Source organism: Streptomyces coryli, from assembly GCF_011044975.1.
GTDB lineage: Bacteria > Actinomycetota > Actinomycetes > Streptomycetales > Streptomycetaceae > Streptomyces > Streptomyces coryli.
Genome location: NZ_JAAKZV010000010.1, coordinates 53166 through 71250 on the forward strand (window position 1 = coordinate 53166; position 18085 = coordinate 71250).

15 protein-coding genes are annotated in these 18085 nt (G+C 70.5%); all 15 read left to right on the forward strand.

From position 1 onward, the window contains the following. Positions 1 to 45: 45 nt before the first annotated feature. The 15 genes from G5C51_RS04655 to G5C51_RS42825 all read left to right on the forward strand — a co-directional run bounded on the left by G5C51_RS04655 (position 46) and on the right by G5C51_RS42825 (position 16879). Complete coding sequence (locus G5C51_RS04655) at positions 46 to 390, forward strand: hypothetical protein (protein ID WP_165232087.1); 345 nt, start codon at positions 46 to 48, stop codon at positions 388 to 390. A gap of 297 nt (positions 391 to 687) precedes the next feature. Beyond that, positions 688 to 1251, forward strand: a complete 564-nt coding sequence (locus G5C51_RS04660; RefSeq protein ID WP_240929377.1) for a hypothetical protein — start codon at positions 688 to 690, stop codon at positions 1249 to 1251. Then, positions 1245 to 2183, forward strand: coding sequence for an ATP/GTP-binding protein (locus tag G5C51_RS04665; protein ID WP_165232094.1), 939 nt, complete (start codon positions 1245 to 1247; stop codon positions 2181 to 2183). The genes G5C51_RS04660 and G5C51_RS04665 overlap by 7 nt, the downstream gene beginning before the upstream one ends. Positions 2184 to 2195: 12 nt before the next feature. Further along, positions 2196 to 2891 carry an SAF domain-containing protein gene (locus G5C51_RS04670; RefSeq protein ID WP_240929378.1) on the forward strand — a complete coding sequence of 232 codons (696 nt, stop codon included), beginning with the start codon at positions 2196 to 2198 and terminating at the stop codon, positions 2889 to 2891. A 3-nt stretch (positions 2892 to 2894) separates the two neighbouring features. Next, positions 2895 to 3767 (forward strand): CpsD/CapB family tyrosine-protein kinase, encoded by an 873-nt coding sequence (locus G5C51_RS04675; RefSeq protein WP_165232097.1) that lies wholly within the window; start codon positions 2895 to 2897, stop codon positions 3765 to 3767. Beyond that, positions 3767 to 5401 carry a TadA family conjugal transfer-associated ATPase gene (locus G5C51_RS04680; RefSeq protein ID WP_165232099.1) on the forward strand — a complete coding sequence of 545 codons (1635 nt, stop codon included), beginning with the start codon at positions 3767 to 3769 and terminating at the stop codon, positions 5399 to 5401. Before G5C51_RS04675 ends, G5C51_RS04680 begins: the two co-directional genes overlap by 1 nt. Continuing rightward, positions 5398 to 6060, forward strand: coding sequence for a hypothetical protein (locus G5C51_RS04685; RefSeq protein ID WP_165232103.1), 663 nt, complete (start codon positions 5398 to 5400; stop codon positions 6058 to 6060). The genes G5C51_RS04680 and G5C51_RS04685 overlap by 4 nt, the downstream gene beginning before the upstream one ends. Further along, positions 6057 to 7001, forward strand: coding sequence for a type II secretion system F family protein (locus G5C51_RS04690; protein ID WP_165232105.1), 945 nt, complete (start codon positions 6057 to 6059; stop codon positions 6999 to 7001). The genes G5C51_RS04685 and G5C51_RS04690 overlap by 4 nt, the downstream gene beginning before the upstream one ends. Beyond that, positions 6998 to 7888, forward strand: a complete 891-nt coding sequence (locus G5C51_RS04695; RefSeq protein ID WP_165232108.1) for a type II secretion system F family protein — start codon at positions 6998 to 7000, stop codon at positions 7886 to 7888. The genes G5C51_RS04690 and G5C51_RS04695 overlap by 4 nt, the downstream gene beginning before the upstream one ends. A gap of 278 nt (positions 7889 to 8166) precedes the next feature. Then, positions 8167 to 8361 carry a hypothetical protein gene (locus tag G5C51_RS04700; protein ID WP_165231910.1) on the forward strand — a complete coding sequence of 65 codons (195 nt, stop codon included), beginning with the start codon at positions 8167 to 8169 and terminating at the stop codon, positions 8359 to 8361. Between the two features lie 60 nt (positions 8362 to 8421). After that, entirely contained in the window at positions 8422 to 8826 is a 405-nt protein-coding gene (locus G5C51_RS04705) for a TadE/TadG family type IV pilus assembly protein (RefSeq protein ID WP_165232111.1), read from the forward strand. Next, positions 8823 to 9275 carry a TadE/TadG family type IV pilus assembly protein gene (locus tag G5C51_RS04710; RefSeq protein ID WP_338118012.1) on the forward strand — a complete coding sequence of 151 codons (453 nt, stop codon included), beginning with the start codon at positions 8823 to 8825 and terminating at the stop codon, positions 9273 to 9275. Before G5C51_RS04705 ends, G5C51_RS04710 begins: the two co-directional genes overlap by 4 nt. 2 nt (positions 9276 to 9277) lie before the next feature. Continuing rightward, positions 9278 to 9733, forward strand: a complete 456-nt coding sequence (locus tag G5C51_RS04715) for a pilus assembly protein TadG-related protein (protein ID WP_165232114.1) — start codon at positions 9278 to 9280, stop codon at positions 9731 to 9733. Positions 9734 to 9736: 3 nt separating this feature from the next. Continuing rightward, on the forward strand, positions 9737 to 13444 hold the full coding sequence (locus tag G5C51_RS04720) for a LysM peptidoglycan-binding domain-containing protein (RefSeq protein ID WP_165232117.1): 3708 nt from the start codon (positions 9737 to 9739) through the stop codon (positions 13442 to 13444). 645 nt (positions 13445 to 14089) lie between these two features. Then, a complete protein-coding gene (locus G5C51_RS42825; protein WP_240929379.1) occupies positions 14090 to 16879 on the forward strand; it encodes a DUF3560 domain-containing protein in 2790 nt (929 codons plus the stop codon). Positions 16880 to 18085: the final 1206 nt, after the last annotated feature.

The following is an 18085-nucleotide window of genomic DNA, read 5'->3' on the forward strand; positions in this document are numbered from 1 at the left end:
AGCCCGACGCTCGTCCGCCACCGGCCCCACCGAGGGAGAAGGCCCATGTGGTTCACCCGCCGAGATGCTCAGCCCGCACTGCACGCCTGCGCCGACCTCGACGGCATCGAGCTGCCGTTCGGCCCGCTGACGACCGAACTACTCGCCGCACTCACCCACGTCAAGAAGATCGATTTCCTGGCCGGCAGGGAAGTCTGCCCCGAGGAGTACCAGCGCGTCGCCCACGCCCTCGTCCGCATACTGCTCGACGGCTGGCAGCAGCAGACCGACGGCCGCGGCCGGATCGAGGATCTCCTCGCCTCCCCGCCCACCGGCATGGAGCCGAGCCGCGAGCACGCTTACGCCAACCCCGCCGGCGCGGCGTGGCAGCCCACGCAGCGATGGGCGTGAAGACATGTCGACATAATTAGCGGGAGCACAGATAGCTTGTGTCAGCGTTTGCACCGAAGGGCCACAATTTGCGCCAGACTTCTGGGTGTTGGTCCCGACATGACTGGTGCGGACGTGCGAATAGGGGCTGCAGAACTGGCCGAATAACACATAGCGTAGACCCCGAAGTTACTCAGAGGTGTGAACCCTCATCGCTTCCGCAACCAGTTGCGGGTTGAGGGCGTCGCTTCGATACGAGGGGAACCGCACTCGCGACCGAGTGCACAGCGGGAGGCACGGATGATCACTTCACCCCCCATGACCCGACGTGCGGCCCACCGGGCCGCCGCGGCTGCCGTCTGTGCCGGCCTGCTACTCGCGGCCGGCTGCAGCAGCGGAGACAACTCCGACTCGGACAAGCCGAAGGCCTCCCCGAAGCCCTCGGCCACCGTCGACGCCAAAGAGGCCGCCGCCAAGCGCAAGGTGCAGGAGGTCTACGAGGGAATGCGCCGGGAGCAGCGCAAGACCTACCTCAAGGCCACCATCGTCGGAACCGATCTCCGGAAGTACACCTACGACAAGGCCCTCGGCAACATCAAGCAGGAGCTGTTCCGGATGCAGCAGGCCGGGGTGGTCTACAAGGGCGAGGCGAAGAGCACCGTCAAGGTCCTCGCGGTCGACCTCGAGGCGGACCCGCAGAAGGCCATGGTCGATGAGTGCTACGACACCTCGAACTGGAAGCCGGTGCTGAAGAAGACCGGCAAGGACGTCTCCAACGATGAGCAGCACCGCCGCTATCACGTCACCGGCACCGTGGAGACCGTCGGCAAGGGCAACTGGATGGTGACCGACTACGAACCGGACCGGGGGCGGCCATGCTGACCCGCACCACATCGACGCTCGCCGCCATCGTGACCGCGGTGGTCCTGATCCTGGCAGGCAGCGCGCACGCCCAGGACGACCCGAGCATTGCCCCACCCAGTGGCCAGTGCGAGAACAAAGATGACGTGTGCTGGAACGTCACCGACCCGGGCAAGGACGGCGGCAAGAAGCCCGCAGGCCAGAAGGGGTCCACCGGCGGCGGCAAGAAGCAGAAGTGCGTGGTGGGCGACAAGCCGGTCCCCTGCTACTCCAAGGACTTCGGCTACTACAGCCACGGCTGCTATCTGAAGAAGGCCGACCCGCAGCCCCCGGCGAGTGACCCCGCGTGGGACGGCCACAAGCCCGGCGACGGCTACGTCGTGGAAGAGACGTGTTTCGGCGCCGGCGGCCAGACCCAAACCCTTGGCTGGATGGCCGAGGCTCCCGGCCCCGGCGCGGCTGTAGATCCGGCCGTCCTTGCCCAAGAGGCGCTCGGCAAGATGACGCTGAAGCCCGCAGACATTCACGTGGCCCCGAAGCCGGGCAACAAGGGCGTGGTCGGGCTGCCGGTGTGGGTGTGGACGACCAAGTCGGAAACCACCTGGGGCCCGAACACCGCCTCCGCGTCGGCCGGCGGCGTCACCGTCACGGTCACCGCGAAGGTGAAGAACATCCGCTGGTCGATGGGCGACGGCAGCTCGGTCACCTGCAGCACCCCGGGCAAGGCCTACAAGGCCGCGTACGGCAAGCGGGTGCCGGATGAGGCCCGCGGCGAGTGCGGCACTGACGGCTACACGCAGCCGTCGTCGACGAAGGACGGCGGCAAGTACACCATCACCGCCACCTCCACCTGGGCGGTGGAGTGGACCGGCGGCGGGCAAAGCGGCGAACTGACCGAGACGCGCCAGGCGCAGGCCCAGGTCACCATCGCCGAGATGCAGGTTCTGAACTAGGAGCAGCCAGTTATGGATTCGATGTCCGCGCCGCCGTCGCCCGCCTCGCCGCCGTCGCCACGTAACGGCTCGTCGCCGATGCGCCCGGCGTCGGTGCCGGTCACCACCAGCTCGCCGGTGCGCCGGCAGCGCCGCTGGGCGCTGGTCGCGGTCGGCCTGGTGCTCGCCGCGCTCGGGGCCCTGGTCGCGATGGCGGCCGTCAACAACGCTGGCAACCGGCAGCAGGTCCTGGTGCTGGCCGCGGATGTGCCGCTGGGCCAGAAGATCGAGTCCGGAGATCTGAAGGTCGTCTCAGTGTCGGCGGATCCGGCGCTGGAGCCGGTCAAGGCCGGCGAGAAGGACCAGGTCGTCGGCCGCAGCGCGAAGGTCGGTCTGGTCAAGGGCAGCATGCTCACCCAGGGGCAGCTGACGTCCAAGACCGCCGGGGATGACAAGCAGGTGGTCGGGGTGCAGGCCAAGCGCGGGCAGATGCCCTCCGGCGTGCTGGAACCCGGTGATCAGGTCGCGTTGGTGACCACCCCGGCCGAGGGCGAGGACGTCGCGGAGAAAACCCCCAGCAAGGTCATCGGCACGGTGGTGTCGGTGTCCGACCCGGATCCCAACGGCGCCGTGGTGGTCAACGTCGCGGTTAGTCCCACCGAGGGGCCGACCGTGGCCGCCCGCGCCGCCGCCGACCGGATCGCGCTGGTCCGCGAGCCGAGGAGCTAAACGATGTCCGTTGTTGCGCTGGTGTCTGCTCACAGCGGGTCGGTCACCTGCTCCTCCCTCGCCCTGGCGCTGGCCTCGATGCGGCCGACGCTGCTGGCCGAGTGCGACCCGGCGGGCGGCACCATCCGGGGCGGGCTGCTGCAGGGGAACCTGGAGGCCTCGGTCGGCCTGCACAAGCTGGCGACCGCCGACCGTCAAGGGCCGGCGGCGCTGGCGGTGGCGTTCGAGCGGCAGTTGCGGATGCTGGATACCGGCGGGGACCGGCAGTTCCTCGCCGGGCTGACCGATCCGCGGCAGGCCGCGTCGCTGGCCGGAACCTGGCCGCAGCTGGCGCACCTGCTCGAGCTGATGGACCGCCGCGCCTTCTACGACGTCATCATCGATTGCGGGCGGCTGGTCGTCGACGCCGGCGGCCTGCACCCGCACGCGTTCCCCGCGCCGCTGCTGCACCGGGCGGATGCGGTGCTGCTCGTCACCGACGCCTCCGACGCCTCCCTCGCGTTGTCGAAGCATGCGCTGGAGATTCTCGGCAAGGAGCTGGTGGGCCACGGCTCGGACGCCGAGGCGCTCGGCCTGCTGCTCGTCGAGCGCGGTCGCTACAACAGCCACACCGTGGAAAAGCACCTGCGGGCCCCGATGCTGGGGATCATGCCGTGGGATGTGCCCACCGCCGACTACCTGTGCCTGGGGGCGAAGCAGCCGCGCGGGCTGGCCCGCACCCCGCTGATGCGTGCGGCCCGCTCGAGCGCGGACCAGATCGACGCGTACGCGCGGCGGCGCCAGACACGCCGCGAATACTCCGTGCAGCCGGCCAATCCCCAGGTCGCCGACGTCATCGACCGCATCGCCCGCCTGCGCCAGAACAAGGACCGCTGATGGCCTCTTCGCCCCCGCCGCCCCGAGGCGGCCACCCCGGCCAGAACGGCAACAACGGGTACTACCACAACGGCTACGAGGAACAGGTGCCGTCGCCGCTGACGGCCATGCTCACCGACGGCATCACCCACAACGGCCAGCCGGCCCCGCCGTACCAGCAGCCGGCCCCGGCGTACTCCGCGCCGCCCGCGCCCACGCAGGCGCCCGGGACGGCAGCATCGCGGCCGGAGGACTTCGAGCACCTGGCCGAGGTGCCCGGCCTGCCGGGCCTGCTGGACACCTCCGTACTGGCGTCCATCAAGCAGGAGGCCTCCCGGCTGCTGTCGGAGCAGGCCAAGGACCGGATGTGGTCGCAGGCCGACCGCGAGCAGCAGGCCCGCGCGATCGTGCGGCGGCTGGTCGCGGACTGGGCGGCCGGCTACGCCGAAACCGCCCGGCCGCTGTCCCGCGAGGAGGAAGAAGCGGTACGGGCAGCGATCTTCAACGGCATGTTCCGTGCCGGCCCGCTGCAGCCCTACCTCGACGACGACTCGGTCGAGGACATCCTCTTGGACGGCGACAAGGTCGTCGTCGAGTACCACGACAAGCCCCGCGCCGAGATGCCGAAGCTGTTCACCAGCCAGCAGGCCTTGAAGGACTGGGTGAACATCATGGCGGCGAAATCGGGGCACGGCGAGCGGCAACTCTCCCCGGCCACCCCGTCGGTCGGCTTCCGGCTGCCGGACGGCTCCCGGGTGACCGCCACCACCCTGACCACCCAACCGGCCGTCGCCATCCGCCGGCACCGGATCCGCAACCTCACCCTGGCCGACCTTCACCGACTCGGCACGCTCTCCGAGTCGATCATGCATTTTCTGCGCGCCTCAGTCGAGTCCGGCCGCAACATCTTGGTCGCCGGGGAGATGGGCGCCGGCAAGACCTCCCTGGTCCGCTCCCTCGGCCGCAGCATCCCGGCATCCGAGCGGATCGTGACCTTGGAGTCCGACCGCGAGCTCTATCTCGACGACGAGGGCGCGGACGGGCCCTACACGCTGGCGATGGAGGCACGGCAGTCCAACGGGGAGCGGGACGATTCCGGCCGGCTGATCGGTGAGGTGTCGATCGCCGACATGTTCCCGACCGCGCTGCGGTTGAACGCCACACGGATCATCGTCGGTGAGGTCCGCTCGGTGGAGATCAAACCGATGCTGCAGGCCATGGCGGCCGGTGGCTCCGGGTCGATGTGCACCATTCACGTGCGGCGCACCGGCAACATCAAGGAGGGTGTGATCGGCCGGCTGGTGCAGCTGTGCACGGAGGCCGGCCTGAGCGAGGCGGCCGCGTACCGGCTGATCGCGGCCGGCGTCGACCTCGTCGTGTACATCGAGATGATCGACGAGACCGCGATAGGCGGCGTGAAGCACCGGTTCGTCAGCCACATCTTCGAAGTGGTCGACACCGGCGAGGGCGGCCGCCCGGACGTCACCAAGCTGTTCCAGCCCAAGCTCGCGGAGATGGGCGAGCCGAGGGCGATGTTCCACAGCCAGCCGAGTTTCGCGGACGACCTCACGCGCCGGGGCCGCTTCGATCGCGACTGGCTGCAGCTTTCCAACAGCTACTGGTCCAAGCCGCTCAACCTGGTGCTGCCGCTGTGACCACCTACGACACGCCCACCGGCACCGCTGGCACCGACGCGACATCGCGACTGCGAGAGGCGGTCGAACGCTCCCGGACGCTGCTGATCGCGCATGCGCCGGGCACCGACCCGCTGCCGCTGCTCTACGCCCTCGGCCGGCACATCGGGCCCGAGCAAAATCTGGTGACGGTCAGCCGCGGCCGCACCGGGACACCGCCGCTGGACAGCGTCGCCGACCTGTCCGGCCCGCTGGTGGATGCCGCTCCGCAACTGCTGCGCTACAACACCGGCTTCTTCATCGTCACCCCGGTGCGGCAGGCCGACGTGGTGTCGCTGCTGCGCCTGACCTGCTCCGCACCAGTCGGCATGCTGGGCACCCTCGCGCTGCCGCCAGCCGCCACCGAGCCCGAGAAGATCGCCGAGCATCTGCTGGAACTGGCCACCAATCAGGGCCTGTACGCCCAGACCGCGGCGCAGATGCTCAGCCAGGGCCTGGACTACATCGCCTATCTGCATCACCGGCCCGGCGGTGTCGCCGCGCTGCGCCTGTACACCGTGACCGACGACGAGGCCACGCTGCAGCTGACGGAGGCGCCGCCGACGGGTGACATCACCAACATCGTGCGCGGCCTCGGCGGCAGCACCCGCCAAGACGGCGGAGAAGGGGGCACGGCGTGAGCTTGCAGGAGTTGTCTTTCGCGGCCGCGGCCGCGGTCCTGGTGGCCGTCGCCGGGATCTGGCTGGCGGTCAAGGGGCTGCGCGGCACCGCCCCGGATCCGGGCAAGCCGCCGTCGGTACTTCAGGAGCGGTGGCGGCGGCTGCGGGCGGAGATGCCGCCCGCATGGCGCGCCAACTACCGGTGGCTGGCCGCGGCCGCGGTGGCCGCCGCGGCGGCCACCTGGGCGGTCACCGGCTGGCCGGTGCACGGCCTGGCCGCCGCCGGCGCGGTGCTCGGGCTGCCGTATGTCCTCAACCCGGGCGGGAACTCCAAGCAGCGCATCGAGAAGCTCGAGGCGCTGTCGCAGTGGCTGTATCACCTGGCCGGCATCCACAGCGCCGGCCTGACGCTGACGCAGACCATCGCCCGGTCCGCGAAGAGCGCCCCGGAGCCGATCGCCGGCCCGATTCAGCGGCTGGCGGCAAAGCTGCGTGCCGGCATGGACACCCCGCAGGAGGCGTTCGAGGACTTCGCGGAGGAGCTGCACGACGGCGTCGTCGACCACATCACCTTGCTGTTCATGACGCACGCCAAGGCCTCCGGCTCCGGTCTCTCGGACGCTTTGGAGGCCCTGGCCCGCTCCATCGCCCAGTCCGCCGAGGACGCCCGCAACGTCGACGCCGACCGGGAGACGGTACGCCGCTCCACCCGCACCGTCAGCCTGTTCTTCCTCGGCTTCGCCGGCCTGTGCATGCTCAACAAGGTCTTCATGGCCCCGTACGGCACCTTCGGCGGGCAGATCTTCCTCGCCTGCATCGCCGCCGGATTCGTCTACCTCCTCGCCCGCATGCGGCAAGTCGCCCGTGCCAAGCCCGAACCGCGGCTGCTCAACCCCAAGCCCAAGACCGGCGCGGCCGCGGCCGCGTCGACCGCCGCCACCGCTGAGAGGAGTCCAGTGTGAGCACCTCGACCATCGCGCTGATCGGCGGCGCCGTGGCCGGCGGCGGACTGATCTACGCCACCGCGCACCTGGTGCCCGCCCGGCCCGACCTCGCCGACGTCCTGCGCCGCATGGACGCCTCCACCGCCCTGGGCACGTCCGAAGAGGCGACCGGGAACGGCCTGGACGAGCGGGTGGGAGCCAAACTGCTCGGCCCGCTGAAGCCGTACGTACAGCTGCCGGAGTCCGATCTGAAGCTGCTGGGCATCAGCCGCGCCAAGCATCTGGGCATCAAGGTGCTGTGGTCGCTGTACGGGCTGTTCGTGTTCCCGGCGTTCGTCGCAGTGCTCGCCGCGATCGGGGTCCGACTGCCGTTCGTCGTCCCCGTCGGCGGCGCGCTCGCCCTGGCCGCGCTGTTCTGGATCCACCCCACCCGCCGCGCCAAGGCCGAAGCCCAGGCCGCCCGGCTGCAGTTCCGGCACGCAATCGCCTCCTACCTCGAGCGCGTCGACCTGGCCCGGGCCGCCAACGCCAGCCCCCGCGCGGCGTTGGCGGACACCGCCGAGGTCGGCGACGGCTGGACCTATGAGCGGCTGCGCATCGCGCTGGATCAGGCCCAGCTGGCCGGCATCACCCCGTGGGAGGCGCTGCGCCGCCTCGGCGAGGAACTCGACATTCCCGAGCTGGCCCGCCCCGCCGACACCATCGAGGTAGCCGGGGAGTCCGGCGGCACCGTCCGGGCCTCACTGCAGGCCCAGGCCAAGCAGCTGCGCGTGGCGCTGCTCGCCGATGCCAAGGCGGAGGCGAACGCGGCCTCGGAATCCATGTACATCCCGCTGATTGGCCTGGTCATCCTCATGGTGATCTTTGTGGGATTCCCGCTCGGCGTGCAGCTCTTCGACGCATGACGCCCACCCCCGACAGCCAGAAAGGAGCAGCGGATGCCCACCACCGAAGTCCTCGTCATCGCGACGCTCCTTTTCGTCAGCTTCACCGTGCTCGTCGTGCTCGGCCTCACCGGTCACCTCGACGCCTGGCTCCCGTAGGAGAACTCACGATGCCCTCGCACTTTGCCAACATCGCTGTCGCGCTGGTCCTGGCCGGCGTCACCATCGCCGTCTTGATCAGCTTCGGGCCGCTCGACTTCCTGCTTCCGTAACCGTCACACCAAACAGGGGAGATGTTCATGCTGACCACCCAGTGGTATGTGGCTCGCGCCATGGTCCTGGACCGCTACTACCGCGCCAAGAACAGCGACGACGGCGTCACCACGACGGAAGTCGCCTTGATCACCGGGGCGCTGCTCACCGCCGGCGGTCTGCTGATCGCCGCGGTGAAGACCAAGCTGGCGGAGAAGATCGGCATCATCAACGGCGGCTGATCCGGTGCCCGGAGACGATGACGGTCCCACCACGGCGAGCGGAGAAGGGAGGCGAGCGGGATGCGCAGCTGGTTGCGGCGCCTGCGGGCACACGCCCGGACCGACCGGGGCGCGTACACCGTCGAGCTGGCGACGCTGACGCCGATCGTGCTGCTGCTGATCCTCGTCAGCGTGCAGGCCGCGCTGTACTTCCACGCCCGGCAGGTGGCGTTGACCGCGGCCAAGCAGGGCGTGGAGGCCGGCCGGTCGAAGACCAGCAGCCCGGCGCAGGGCGCGGCCACCAGCCGCGAGTTCCTCGCCCGCTTCGGCAACTCCGTCCGCAACTCTGGCGTCTCCACCGCCGGCAGCACCGCCGCCGAGGTCCGCATCGACGTGACCGGCAGCGTCACCTCCCTCATCCCCGGGGTGGAGCTGGACGTCTCCCAGCACGCGGCCGCGCCTCGCGAGAGGTGGACCAACCCGTGATCATCCGTCGCCTGCTGCGCGGGATGCGTGCCGATCGCGGCAGCTACTCGGTCGAGGTCGCCGTGCTCACCCCGGTGATGCTCGCCCTCGTCGGGCTGATCATTGCGTTCGGGCGGATTTCCATGGCCGGCTCCTCCGTCGACTCCGCCGCGCACGCCGCCGCCCGTGCCGCCTCCCTCGCGCGTGACGCCGGCACCGCGCAGAGCGAAGCGAACGCCGCCGCCCGGGCCAGCCTGACCGGCGATGGTGTGCACTGCGCGGGGCTGACCATCGACCTCGACACCTCCGGTTTCGCCGCCCCGCTCGGCACCCCGGGCAACGTCACCGCGGACATCACCTGCACCGCGCCGCTGTCCGATATCGGGTTGCCGGGCCTGCCGGGGTCCAAGGACATGAAGGCGTCGTTCACGAGTCCCCTGGACGCCTTCCGCTCCCGAGGTGACGGCTGATCATGAAGCAGATCACCGGATGGCTGCGCTACCTGCACCGCCGCAACGAACGGTGGGGGGACCGGGGGAGTCTGAGTCCGTTCTTCGCCGCCTCTTGCATCGCCATCCTCATGATCGCCGGGCTGGTGGTCGACGGCGGTGGACGTCTGCGGGCTGGAAGCCAGGCGAACATGGTCGCCCAGGAGGCGGCCCGCACTGCCGGGCAGCAGATCGACGCCGGCAAGGCCGTCCCCGGTACGGCGATCGTCGTCGATCCCGCCGCGGCCAGCGCCGCCGCCCGCCGCTACCTGAACGAGGCCGGCATGACCGGCGATGTGACGGTCAGCGACGACGGCAAGACCCTCACCGTGAAGGTGCAGGACACGTACCAGACGAAGTTCGTGACGCTGATCGGCTACTCCAGCATGGCCGTCACCGGCGAAGCGACCGCCACCCTGTACACCACCGCAGGAGGCTGAACCATGGCCCGCCATTCCGCCGCCGGCTCCCTGCCGCTCGCCCTGCTGCGCGCCACCGCCGCCCTGCTGCTGCTCGCGGCGCTGCTGCTCGGCGCCCCCTGGGCGCTGCTGCAGGTGGGGCAGCTGCCGCAGACCGTGCCCACCCTGGACAACATCGGGGAGTTTCTGTCCGGGCCCGCGGATGCAACCGTGCTGGCCCCCGTCATCACCCTGGCCGGGTGGGCCGGTTGGGCCGTGTTCGTCGCCGCCGTGGTGCTGGAGACGGGCGCGGCCCTCGCCCACCGCGCCGCCCCGAAGATCCGCGGCCTGTCCGGGATGCAGTCCGCCGCCAGCTTCCTCATCGGCAGCATCGTCCTGCTCGCCCCGACCGCCGCCGCCGCCGCTACCGCAGCACCGCCGGCGGCCGCGGCCGTGCATGTGCCGGGCACCCCCACCTCGGACCAGAGCACGCCTGCTGCCGGCAGCACGGACGCACCGACGCACCGGGTGAAGGCTGATGAGGACACCTGGGTGGACTTGGCGGAGAAGTACCTCGGTGACGGAGAGCGGTGGAAGGACATCGCCGACGCCAACCCGGATCTGCCCACGCACGACGCGATCCCCGTCGGCACCGAGATCCGCCTGCCCGCCGACGCCAAGGTCCCCCAGCCCGCCAGCGGCGGCAACGCCGACTTCCGCGGCCCGGTGTACGAAGTCACGAAGACCCAGAAGGTGGCCGACATCGCGGTCGCCGAGCTCGGCGACCGCGACAAGGCAAAAGCCATCTCCGACCTCAACCCCGATCTCATTCACCCCGACGGCACCGTCACCGCCGGCACCGTTCTGAAGCTCCCCGACCGCCAGCCCGCCGACGCGGCAGAGCCGAAGACCGACACCCCCGACCGCAGCACCCCGGACCCCGACTCCAAGCCCGCGGCCGACGGCGCCGACGATGCCCCGGCAGCCGGCAGCTACCAGGTGAAGCCCGGCGACAACCTGTCAGTCATCGCTGAGGAGGCGTACGGCAAGCAGGACTGGCGGCGGCTGTACGACGCCAACAAGGACCATGCGCAGCCGAACGGCCTGCCGAAGATCACCGATCCTGACCTGATCTATCCCGGTCAACACCTCACCCTGCCCGGCGCCAAGGCCGGCACGGACACCGATCGCCCCGACCGCAGCCGCCCCGGTCCCGAAAGCGACGGCGACGAGCCGAGCGGGCGCGACAGCGCTCCCGCCAATCCGCCGGAGCACGCGGAACCGCCGGCGCCTTCGGACACCGAGGCTCCCACTCCGTCCGGGGAGCAGGACGCCGGCAAGCCCGAGCAGCAACCCGCGCCAGGCTCCTCCCAGACCCCCAGGCCGGAGAGTTCGGCACCGGCCACCCCGCAGCCCGAGGGCGCCCGTTCGGCGGTCACCGACTCGGCCGGCGACGACGACTCGAATACCGCGGCCGTCGCGCTCGCCGCCCTGGGGGCGGCGGGGATCCTCGCCGCCTCCGTGCTCGGCACCGTACGGCTGCGGCGCCGTCTGCAGCTGCGCAGTCGCCCCCCGGAGGCTCGCATCCCGCTGTCCGAAGGACGACCTGCCGCCACTGAACGCGGGCTGCGCACCGTCGAGGAACGGGGGCCTATCGCCTTCCTCACCGCGGCCCTGCGCACCATGGCGATGCATGCCGCGGCCGCCGGCCGCCCGCTGCCGCGGCTGGAAGCCCTCGTGCTCGGCCCGCAGCGTCTGGTGCTTCACCTCGCCGATCCCCAGCCGCCGTTGCCGCCGTTCACCGCCGCCGGCGGTGACACCACCCAGTGGACCTGCCCCACCTCCACCACCGCGCTCGCCACCCCGGACGCGTACGGCGAGACCGACCTGCCGTACCCGACCCTGGTCACCCTCGGGCACACCCTCGACAACAACTTGGTCATGCTCGACCTCGAGCATCTCGGCGTCCTGCACCTCACCGGCGACGAAGACCGCTGCCGCACCCTGCTGCATGCGCTGACCGTCGAACTGGCCAACAGCCGCTTCGCCGACCACCCGCGCCTGACCGCCATCGACGACACCGCCCCCGGGCTGGAGCAGGCCCTTCCCAAGCGCGTCACCCGCGCCGGCCTCGTCGACGCCGCCGCCGAGCTCGGCGCCCATGTCGACGCCCAGCACCGGCTGATGGCCTCCCTCGGCGTCGACTCCCTGCCGGCCCTGCGCACCGCGGACACGGACGAGATCTCCGACCCGCACATCGTCGTCGTCCGTGATCTCGACGCCCACCCCGAGGCCGAGTGCGTCGCGCTCTTCGACACCCTCACCGCCGGCCCCCGCACCGCCAGCGCGATCCTCGCTCACACTGCCGGCCCCGGCGCCCCGCTGCCTCCGGATGCCGTCACCTTGAACCTGGCCGCCGGCGACGGCACGGTGCTGCTGCCCAGCCTCGGGCTACCGGTCAAGCCGCAGACCCTGCCCGACGAGACGTACGAGCACAGCCTCACCATCTTGGCCACCGCCAACCGGCCGGCCGACCGTCCCGCCCCCGAGTGGACCCGCCGGCCGCCCACTCTGACCAAGCCGGCCGCCTCGGCTACCGGTACGGCTGAACCTCTGGCTACCCCGGTAGCCGAACCTTTGGCTACCGGGGTAGCCGAGCACGAGAGCGCCCTCGCCGGCGAGCCCGACGACGGCGTGAACGCCTCGGGTCCTCTGTCCTCAGCGGCGCCTGGCAATGCCACCGCTATCCCGGCCATTCCCGCGCCCAGCCGGGGCGAGCAACCGCAGCCGCCCGCCCCGGAGGGCGAACCGCAAGCCGGAGAAGCGCTGACGCTCGCGGACATTCTCGGCGAGCCCGACGACCGGCCCGCGGCCGCCGAACAGGCCCCGGGTGACGACGAGGCGCCGCCTCCCGTCGAGCCCGTCACCGAAGCGGTGGACGAGCCGGCCCAGGCCGAGACGCCGCTTCCGCCGTCCAAGTGGTTCTCCGACCCGGAACCCTCGACGCCGCAGAATCCAATGGTCAATGTGCTGGGGCCCGTTGACCTGGTCGGCGCGCGCGGCAAACCCGAGTCTCACCGCAACACGTCGCTGAAGATCGCCGCGTTTCTGGCCTTGCACCCCCTGTCGACCATGGAGGCCCTGGACGCGGCGATCTGGCCCAACTCCAACCCGGGGAAGGGGACCCGAGGCCCTGCCGTCGGACGCCTGCGCCGCTGGCTGGGTAAGGCTCCGGACGGGCACGCCTACTTCCCCCTGGTGGCCGACAGCAACGACCGCTACACCCTCGCCGAGGACGTCGCCTGCGACTGGCACCAGTTCCAGGAGTTCTACCGCGCCGGCGTCAACGCCACCGGCGACGACGCTGACCTCGCCCTGCGCCGCGCCCTCGCCCTGGTCCGCGGCGTGCCCTTCGCCGACTTCGAATGGCCCTGGGCCGCAGACCTGGCCATGGAGATGACCCAGGCCATCCATGACGCGGCGCACCTCCTCGCCGAGCGCTGCTTGAACGCCAAGGACTATCGCGGCGGCATCTGGGCCGTCGACCAAGGCCTCAAGGTCGACGACATTTCAGAGGTCCTCCACCGCGACAAGTTCCGCCTCTACGCCGCCGCCGGCGACTTCGCCGGCCTGCGCCGCGCCGCCGAGCGCCTGGAGCGCATCCTCCTGGAGGTACGCAGTGAGAAGGAGGACGCGACGGAGCGACTCCTCGCCGAGCTGATGCCGCGCAAGAAGCCACTCACCCGCACCTGAACGAGGGGTCCGCTGCACGGTCCGCTACACCGTCCATCCGACGGTCCGCTGCGCCGTCCGCTGCACCGTCGCACCGGGACCTGTACCGCCGGTCCAACCCCCTTTCGGCTACCGGTCACAAAACCGCAGGTCAGAAATGATCTGGCTACCCGGCAGCGAAATGACACCTCTTCTCTTCCCATAGAGAAGAGGACTTCTCTCCCTTATCTAGCCCAGCACAGCAGCTCGGCGCCCTCGCCTCGTCCATCGGCGTCCGGTCCTCGCAGCGACGGCCCCGGGCATCCGGGGACCCGCGGCCGTCCGCCTGGGCGAAGCCCTGCCTCGGGCCGGCCGAGCGCGACCCTCCCCGAGCTGACGCGATCACCGGCGGCGTCGGCGAACGCGACGCGTGCGGCGTCGACGAGTCGGTCCGAGCGGGTTCTCGATCACGTGCGCGGACGGCGTGCGCTGCCGCCACCGTGCCCGGGGCCGCCCCACCGTCCGCGGTGGCGCCTCGCCGCGGACGGTGGGGCGGTCGATGAGATCCGCGGCCGGCTGAGAGGTTCGAGCGAAAGACGGCGATTCTGTAAGTCACCTTGTAAGTGACTTACAAATTGGCTAGAGTGGAGGCACACGCCAAGGCAGCTCACAAAGGGGACACACGCCATGCAGATGATCACGACGCCGGCAGAGAACGCGACTCCGCAGACGCAGGAGACTGCGCCGGAGGGGACCCCGGACAACGCGCGTCGGTTCATCGGGGCGGGAGACAAAGGCCGTTCGTACGTGACCGGTACCGGTGACCGGATGCGAATCGAGTCGACAGATGGGCAGCTGGCGTTCACGCTGCGGACGGTGCCAGACGACGGGAACCCGGATGCCGTGGAAGCGTTCGGGGAGCGCGCGCGGCAGTTCGCCGCTGAGGTGCACAAGCGGGCCGACGCTCCGGCGCGGTGGAAGGCGAACAAGGTCAAGATGTGGCCGGGGAAGGCTCCGCGGTTCCGTGCGTTCGAGCCGACCGACTACGCCCCGGGGACCATGCTCGTATGGACGGTGGCCGGGGTGCGCTACACCGGCCAGGTGTGGGCGAACCGGGTGCGCTCTGGTGCGTGGAACGGCGACCGGGGCGATTGCTCCGCGGTGATCGTTGCGACGGTCGACGGGCGGCGCGCGCGGCGTGACGAGGCTGTTTGCGTGCCGTTCGTGCACGGGTCGCGCCGGACGCACCCTTACGCCTACGTCGCCACGCAGAACGGCAATGCGGACGTTTCCGTGATCTCTCCGGAGTGTGCGGCCGATGGCCTGTTCGACGTGGTCACGCCGGAGGTCGAACCGGTCGACGCATGGGAGGCAGAGGGCGGCTACGTCCCGGGTGTGGACACCCCGGAGCCTGCCACGACCGACCAGGGCACGCCGGTCGACGTCGACCAGGGCGACCAGGGCGACGCGGACGCGGACGCGGAGGCTCCGGCCGGTAAGCCGTGCCACAGCTGCGGGACGGCTGACACCGTGCATGGGGTGGAGTGCTCGCTGTGCGGCCGGGTGGACATCATGGCCGCCATGGCGGGACCGGCAGAGCACTGCCCCGCGTGGTCTGAGGGTTGCTGCCCGACGTGCTTTGAAGAACGGCCCGCGGAGGTGTGGGAGCTGCACCCGGGTTACCGGCTTCAGTGCACGACGTGCCTTGACGGTCACTCGCGCTGGGGTGACCAGGTCAAGGGCATTCGGTGGCGCGAGTACGCGACGCTGCGCCGCGTGCTCGCGTGGGTGGATGAACCCGGAAAACCCGCGTATGCCACCCGGTACGCCGATGACGACCAGGCCGACGAGGCCGAGGCCGAGCCCGCGGCGAACGCAACGGGGAGCAGCGTTTCCGCACCGGCAGCGCCGGAGAAAGCACCGGCCGCGGAGGTTATGCCAGTCGACCAGGCGACGCCTGCCGGGCGCGGTGAGTGCGCAGCGGCGAACACCTGCGGCGGATTTGGGGTGCTGCTGTGGGACCTGCCCGGCCGTGCTCCGCGCTGCGCCGAGTGCGCCGCAGGGATCATGGGGCACTCTCCGGCGGAGCTGCGCGCGCACACCCTGCCTGCGGACGTCGCGGACGCGGAGGAGGAGGCCCAGGCGGCGGACATCGTCATTCTGCACACGCATGAGGACGGCACCACTGTTGAGGGCTCCTCCAAGGGTGACGGGGTATGGGAAGCGCTGCGCCCGCTGGGATGGACCTACCGACGCACCCCGGGAATCTTCATCCGCGGCAGCCGCTACAAGGGCGCCGACCGCTGGAAGATCAACCGCGCTGCGGACGCCGTGCGCGCACTCGGCCTGTCGTGCGCCGTCGTGATCGAAGAAACCATGTCGTTCGCCGAGCGGGAGGCCGCCCGCGTGGATGTGGCCGAGGCGCGTTCAGAGCGGTACGGCGAGCGGGCCGGACGTGCCGCAGCGCGCTCAGAGGGCGCATGGCAGGCGTCGCACGGCATCGCCGACCACATGACCGGCGAGCCGATCAAGGTCGGCCACCACTCGGAAAGGCGTCACCGACGCGACATCGAACGCATGGACAGCCACATGCGCCGCGCGATCACCGAGGACAAGAAGGCCGGTTACTGGGCGAGCCGTGCGCAGGCGGCCGAGGCGTACGAGCGGTACCGGAAGAACCCCGGGCGCACGCTGCGCCGCATCGAAAAGCTCGAGGCGGAGCGGCGCAGCATCCTGCGGGAGCGGGACGGCGTCGACGACAAGGGCCGCAAGGCTGACGTCTGGCGACGCGAGCCGTCCGAGGCACGCCGGGAGGAACTGACACGCCGTCTGGCCGAGAAGGACGAAGAGCTGACGTACTGGGCAGAGACCATCAAGGAGGCCGAGCGGCACGGCTTCAAGATCTGGGGCCGGGCCGACTTCGTGAAGGGCGACTACGTCCGGTACCGGGGTACGTGGTACGAGGTCACCCGGGTTAATGCCAAGTCGGTGACGATCCCGCACATTCACGCGGCGTTCGACGGTGGCGCGGTGGGTGCGATCGACGGGTGCCGCGTGGTCACCCGCGCCGCGGCCCAGGCGGCGGGCCGGATGGGTGTCCACACGTACACGGCCGCCTATAACGACGGTGTCGACGGGCGCATGTCGGCCGAGCAGATGCGGGCCGCCCTGGCGGTGAGGCAATCCCGGCCGAGGCGATCGACTCACCAGCCGAGGCGCCGGCCACAGACGACACGGCCGATGTTGAGACGCCCACTTCCCCGCAATCCTCGGCACTTGGCGAAACGGGAACGGACGAGCGCCCGTCGAGCACTCCGCCGGCGCCGGCGGGAACGCCGACCGCAGCGCCGGACGCGTCCGGGGAGCCCTTGGCAGCAGCCACCGGGCCCGCGGCCCCCGTCGAACCGGCCCCGACCCCGGACGCCAAGGTGTGGTCGCCGGCCCCGGAGGGGGAACGATGGGACCTTGCCGCAGTGAGGCAGATTCTCACCCGCACCGGTCTGCCCTCCGGGGAGCTCTGCGAGGGGGACGGATGGTACGTCGGGCCGGACATGTGGCACGTCATGATCACTCGGGTGCAGGGAGCGCACATCACTCGCCCTCGCGGCCGGGCCCGGGACGCGTGGGAGGCGGCGCTCGCCGAGTACGGCGCCGCGGTCGAGGCTGCGGGCCTTACCGTCGTACGGCGCAACGCGCACTGCATCGTGGTGTCCGTACCGGTCCCGGCCGAGCTCGAGTTCACCGCGCGGGCCCAACGCGTCGGGCCGCTGGACTCCTTCACCACGGAAGTCACGTTCGACGGGTTCAACGGCATCGGCGGCAGCGTTGAACTGCATTCGGCCGGGGTCGGTGCCGCGTACTTCGAAGTGCGAGACCACACCGGCCGCGTGCTGCCCACCGAAGTGGGGCAGCGCGACCGGCGCGCCGCTACCGCCTCCCTGGCTCACTGGTACGGGCTGCCCGCCCCGAGCGCGTACGTCGAGATCGGGCCGCCGCCCGCCCCGGTGCTCTCTCCCAACCCCATCTCACGCGCGAACGCGGAGGAGCTGGCGCCGGCCACTGCGACTCCGCAGCCTCGGCGAGGCGATCCCCGTGGCGTTCGGCTCGAGCTCGGTTGGGGTGGTGGGTGCATGGTTTGGCGGTTTCGGTGCCCACCTGCAGCCCTCTTGCGTCTGCACCCAAACCGCCATCCCTGCACTCCACTTGTAAGGAGCGAAACAAAGGCGTCACCCCTTACACACCGGCGAGACGACATCACAGGTAGCCACCGAAACCGCCAGACCATGCACCCGCCACCCCAACCTCAAACAGCCAGGTAGGCACCGAAGCCGCCATCTGCTGCAGCCACACCTTCAGGCCTGTGGATAAACCCTGCAGCATGTGGCGGTTTCGGTGCCTCGAGTTGCCCCTCTCACCTCACCGTGCATCTCCCGAAAAGATCACCTGACCTGCGCAAACGTCACCTTCCCCTTGCGGTACCGAGGGGTGCATCAGTTGGCGGGATGTACCAGTAGTCACCACCTCCTCAACAGGTACCTATGAGTCGGTCCGTTCCACGGACCGACTCCGGCCGCGCAGCGGCCGGCAACGCGCGTGAAACGCGCGTTCAGTGATCGGCGAAGCCGATCACTGGTTGTAGCACGCGCAGCGTGCTACCTGTCCCTTATACACCTCTGACGCTGC

What these genes read in the sequence shown, in the direction of transcription:
- G5C51_RS04680 (WP_165232099.1), top strand. Translation starts at nt 3,767, where the DNA reads ATGGCCTCTTCGCCCCCGCCGCCCCGAGGCGGCCACCCCGGCCAGAAC.
- G5C51_RS04655 (WP_165232087.1), top strand. Translation starts at nt 46, where the DNA reads ATGTGGTTCACCCGCCGAGATGCTCAGCCCGCACTGCACGCCTGCGCC.
- G5C51_RS04660 (WP_240929377.1), top strand. Translation starts at nt 688, where the DNA reads ATGACCCGACGTGCGGCCCACCGGGCCGCCGCGGCTGCCGTCTGTGCC.
- G5C51_RS42825 (WP_240929379.1), top strand. Translation starts at nt 14,090, where the DNA reads ATGCAGATGATCACGACGCCGGCAGAGAACGCGACTCCGCAGACGCAG.
- G5C51_RS04665 (WP_165232094.1), top strand. Translation starts at nt 1,245, where the DNA reads ATGCTGACCCGCACCACATCGACGCTCGCCGCCATCGTGACCGCGGTG.
- G5C51_RS04700 (WP_165231910.1), top strand. Translation starts at nt 8,167, where the DNA reads ATGCTGACCACCCAGTGGTATGTGGCTCGCGCCATGGTCCTGGACCGC.
- G5C51_RS04670 (WP_240929378.1), top strand. Translation starts at nt 2,196, where the DNA reads ATGGATTCGATGTCCGCGCCGCCGTCGCCCGCCTCGCCGCCGTCGCCA.
- G5C51_RS04705 (WP_165232111.1), top strand. Translation starts at nt 8,422, where the DNA reads ATGCGCAGCTGGTTGCGGCGCCTGCGGGCACACGCCCGGACCGACCGG.
- G5C51_RS04715 (WP_165232114.1), top strand. Translation starts at nt 9,278, where the DNA reads ATGAAGCAGATCACCGGATGGCTGCGCTACCTGCACCGCCGCAACGAA.
- G5C51_RS04720 (WP_165232117.1), top strand. Translation starts at nt 9,737, where the DNA reads ATGGCCCGCCATTCCGCCGCCGGCTCCCTGCCGCTCGCCCTGCTGCGC.
- G5C51_RS04675 (WP_165232097.1), top strand. Translation starts at nt 2,895, where the DNA reads ATGTCCGTTGTTGCGCTGGTGTCTGCTCACAGCGGGTCGGTCACCTGC.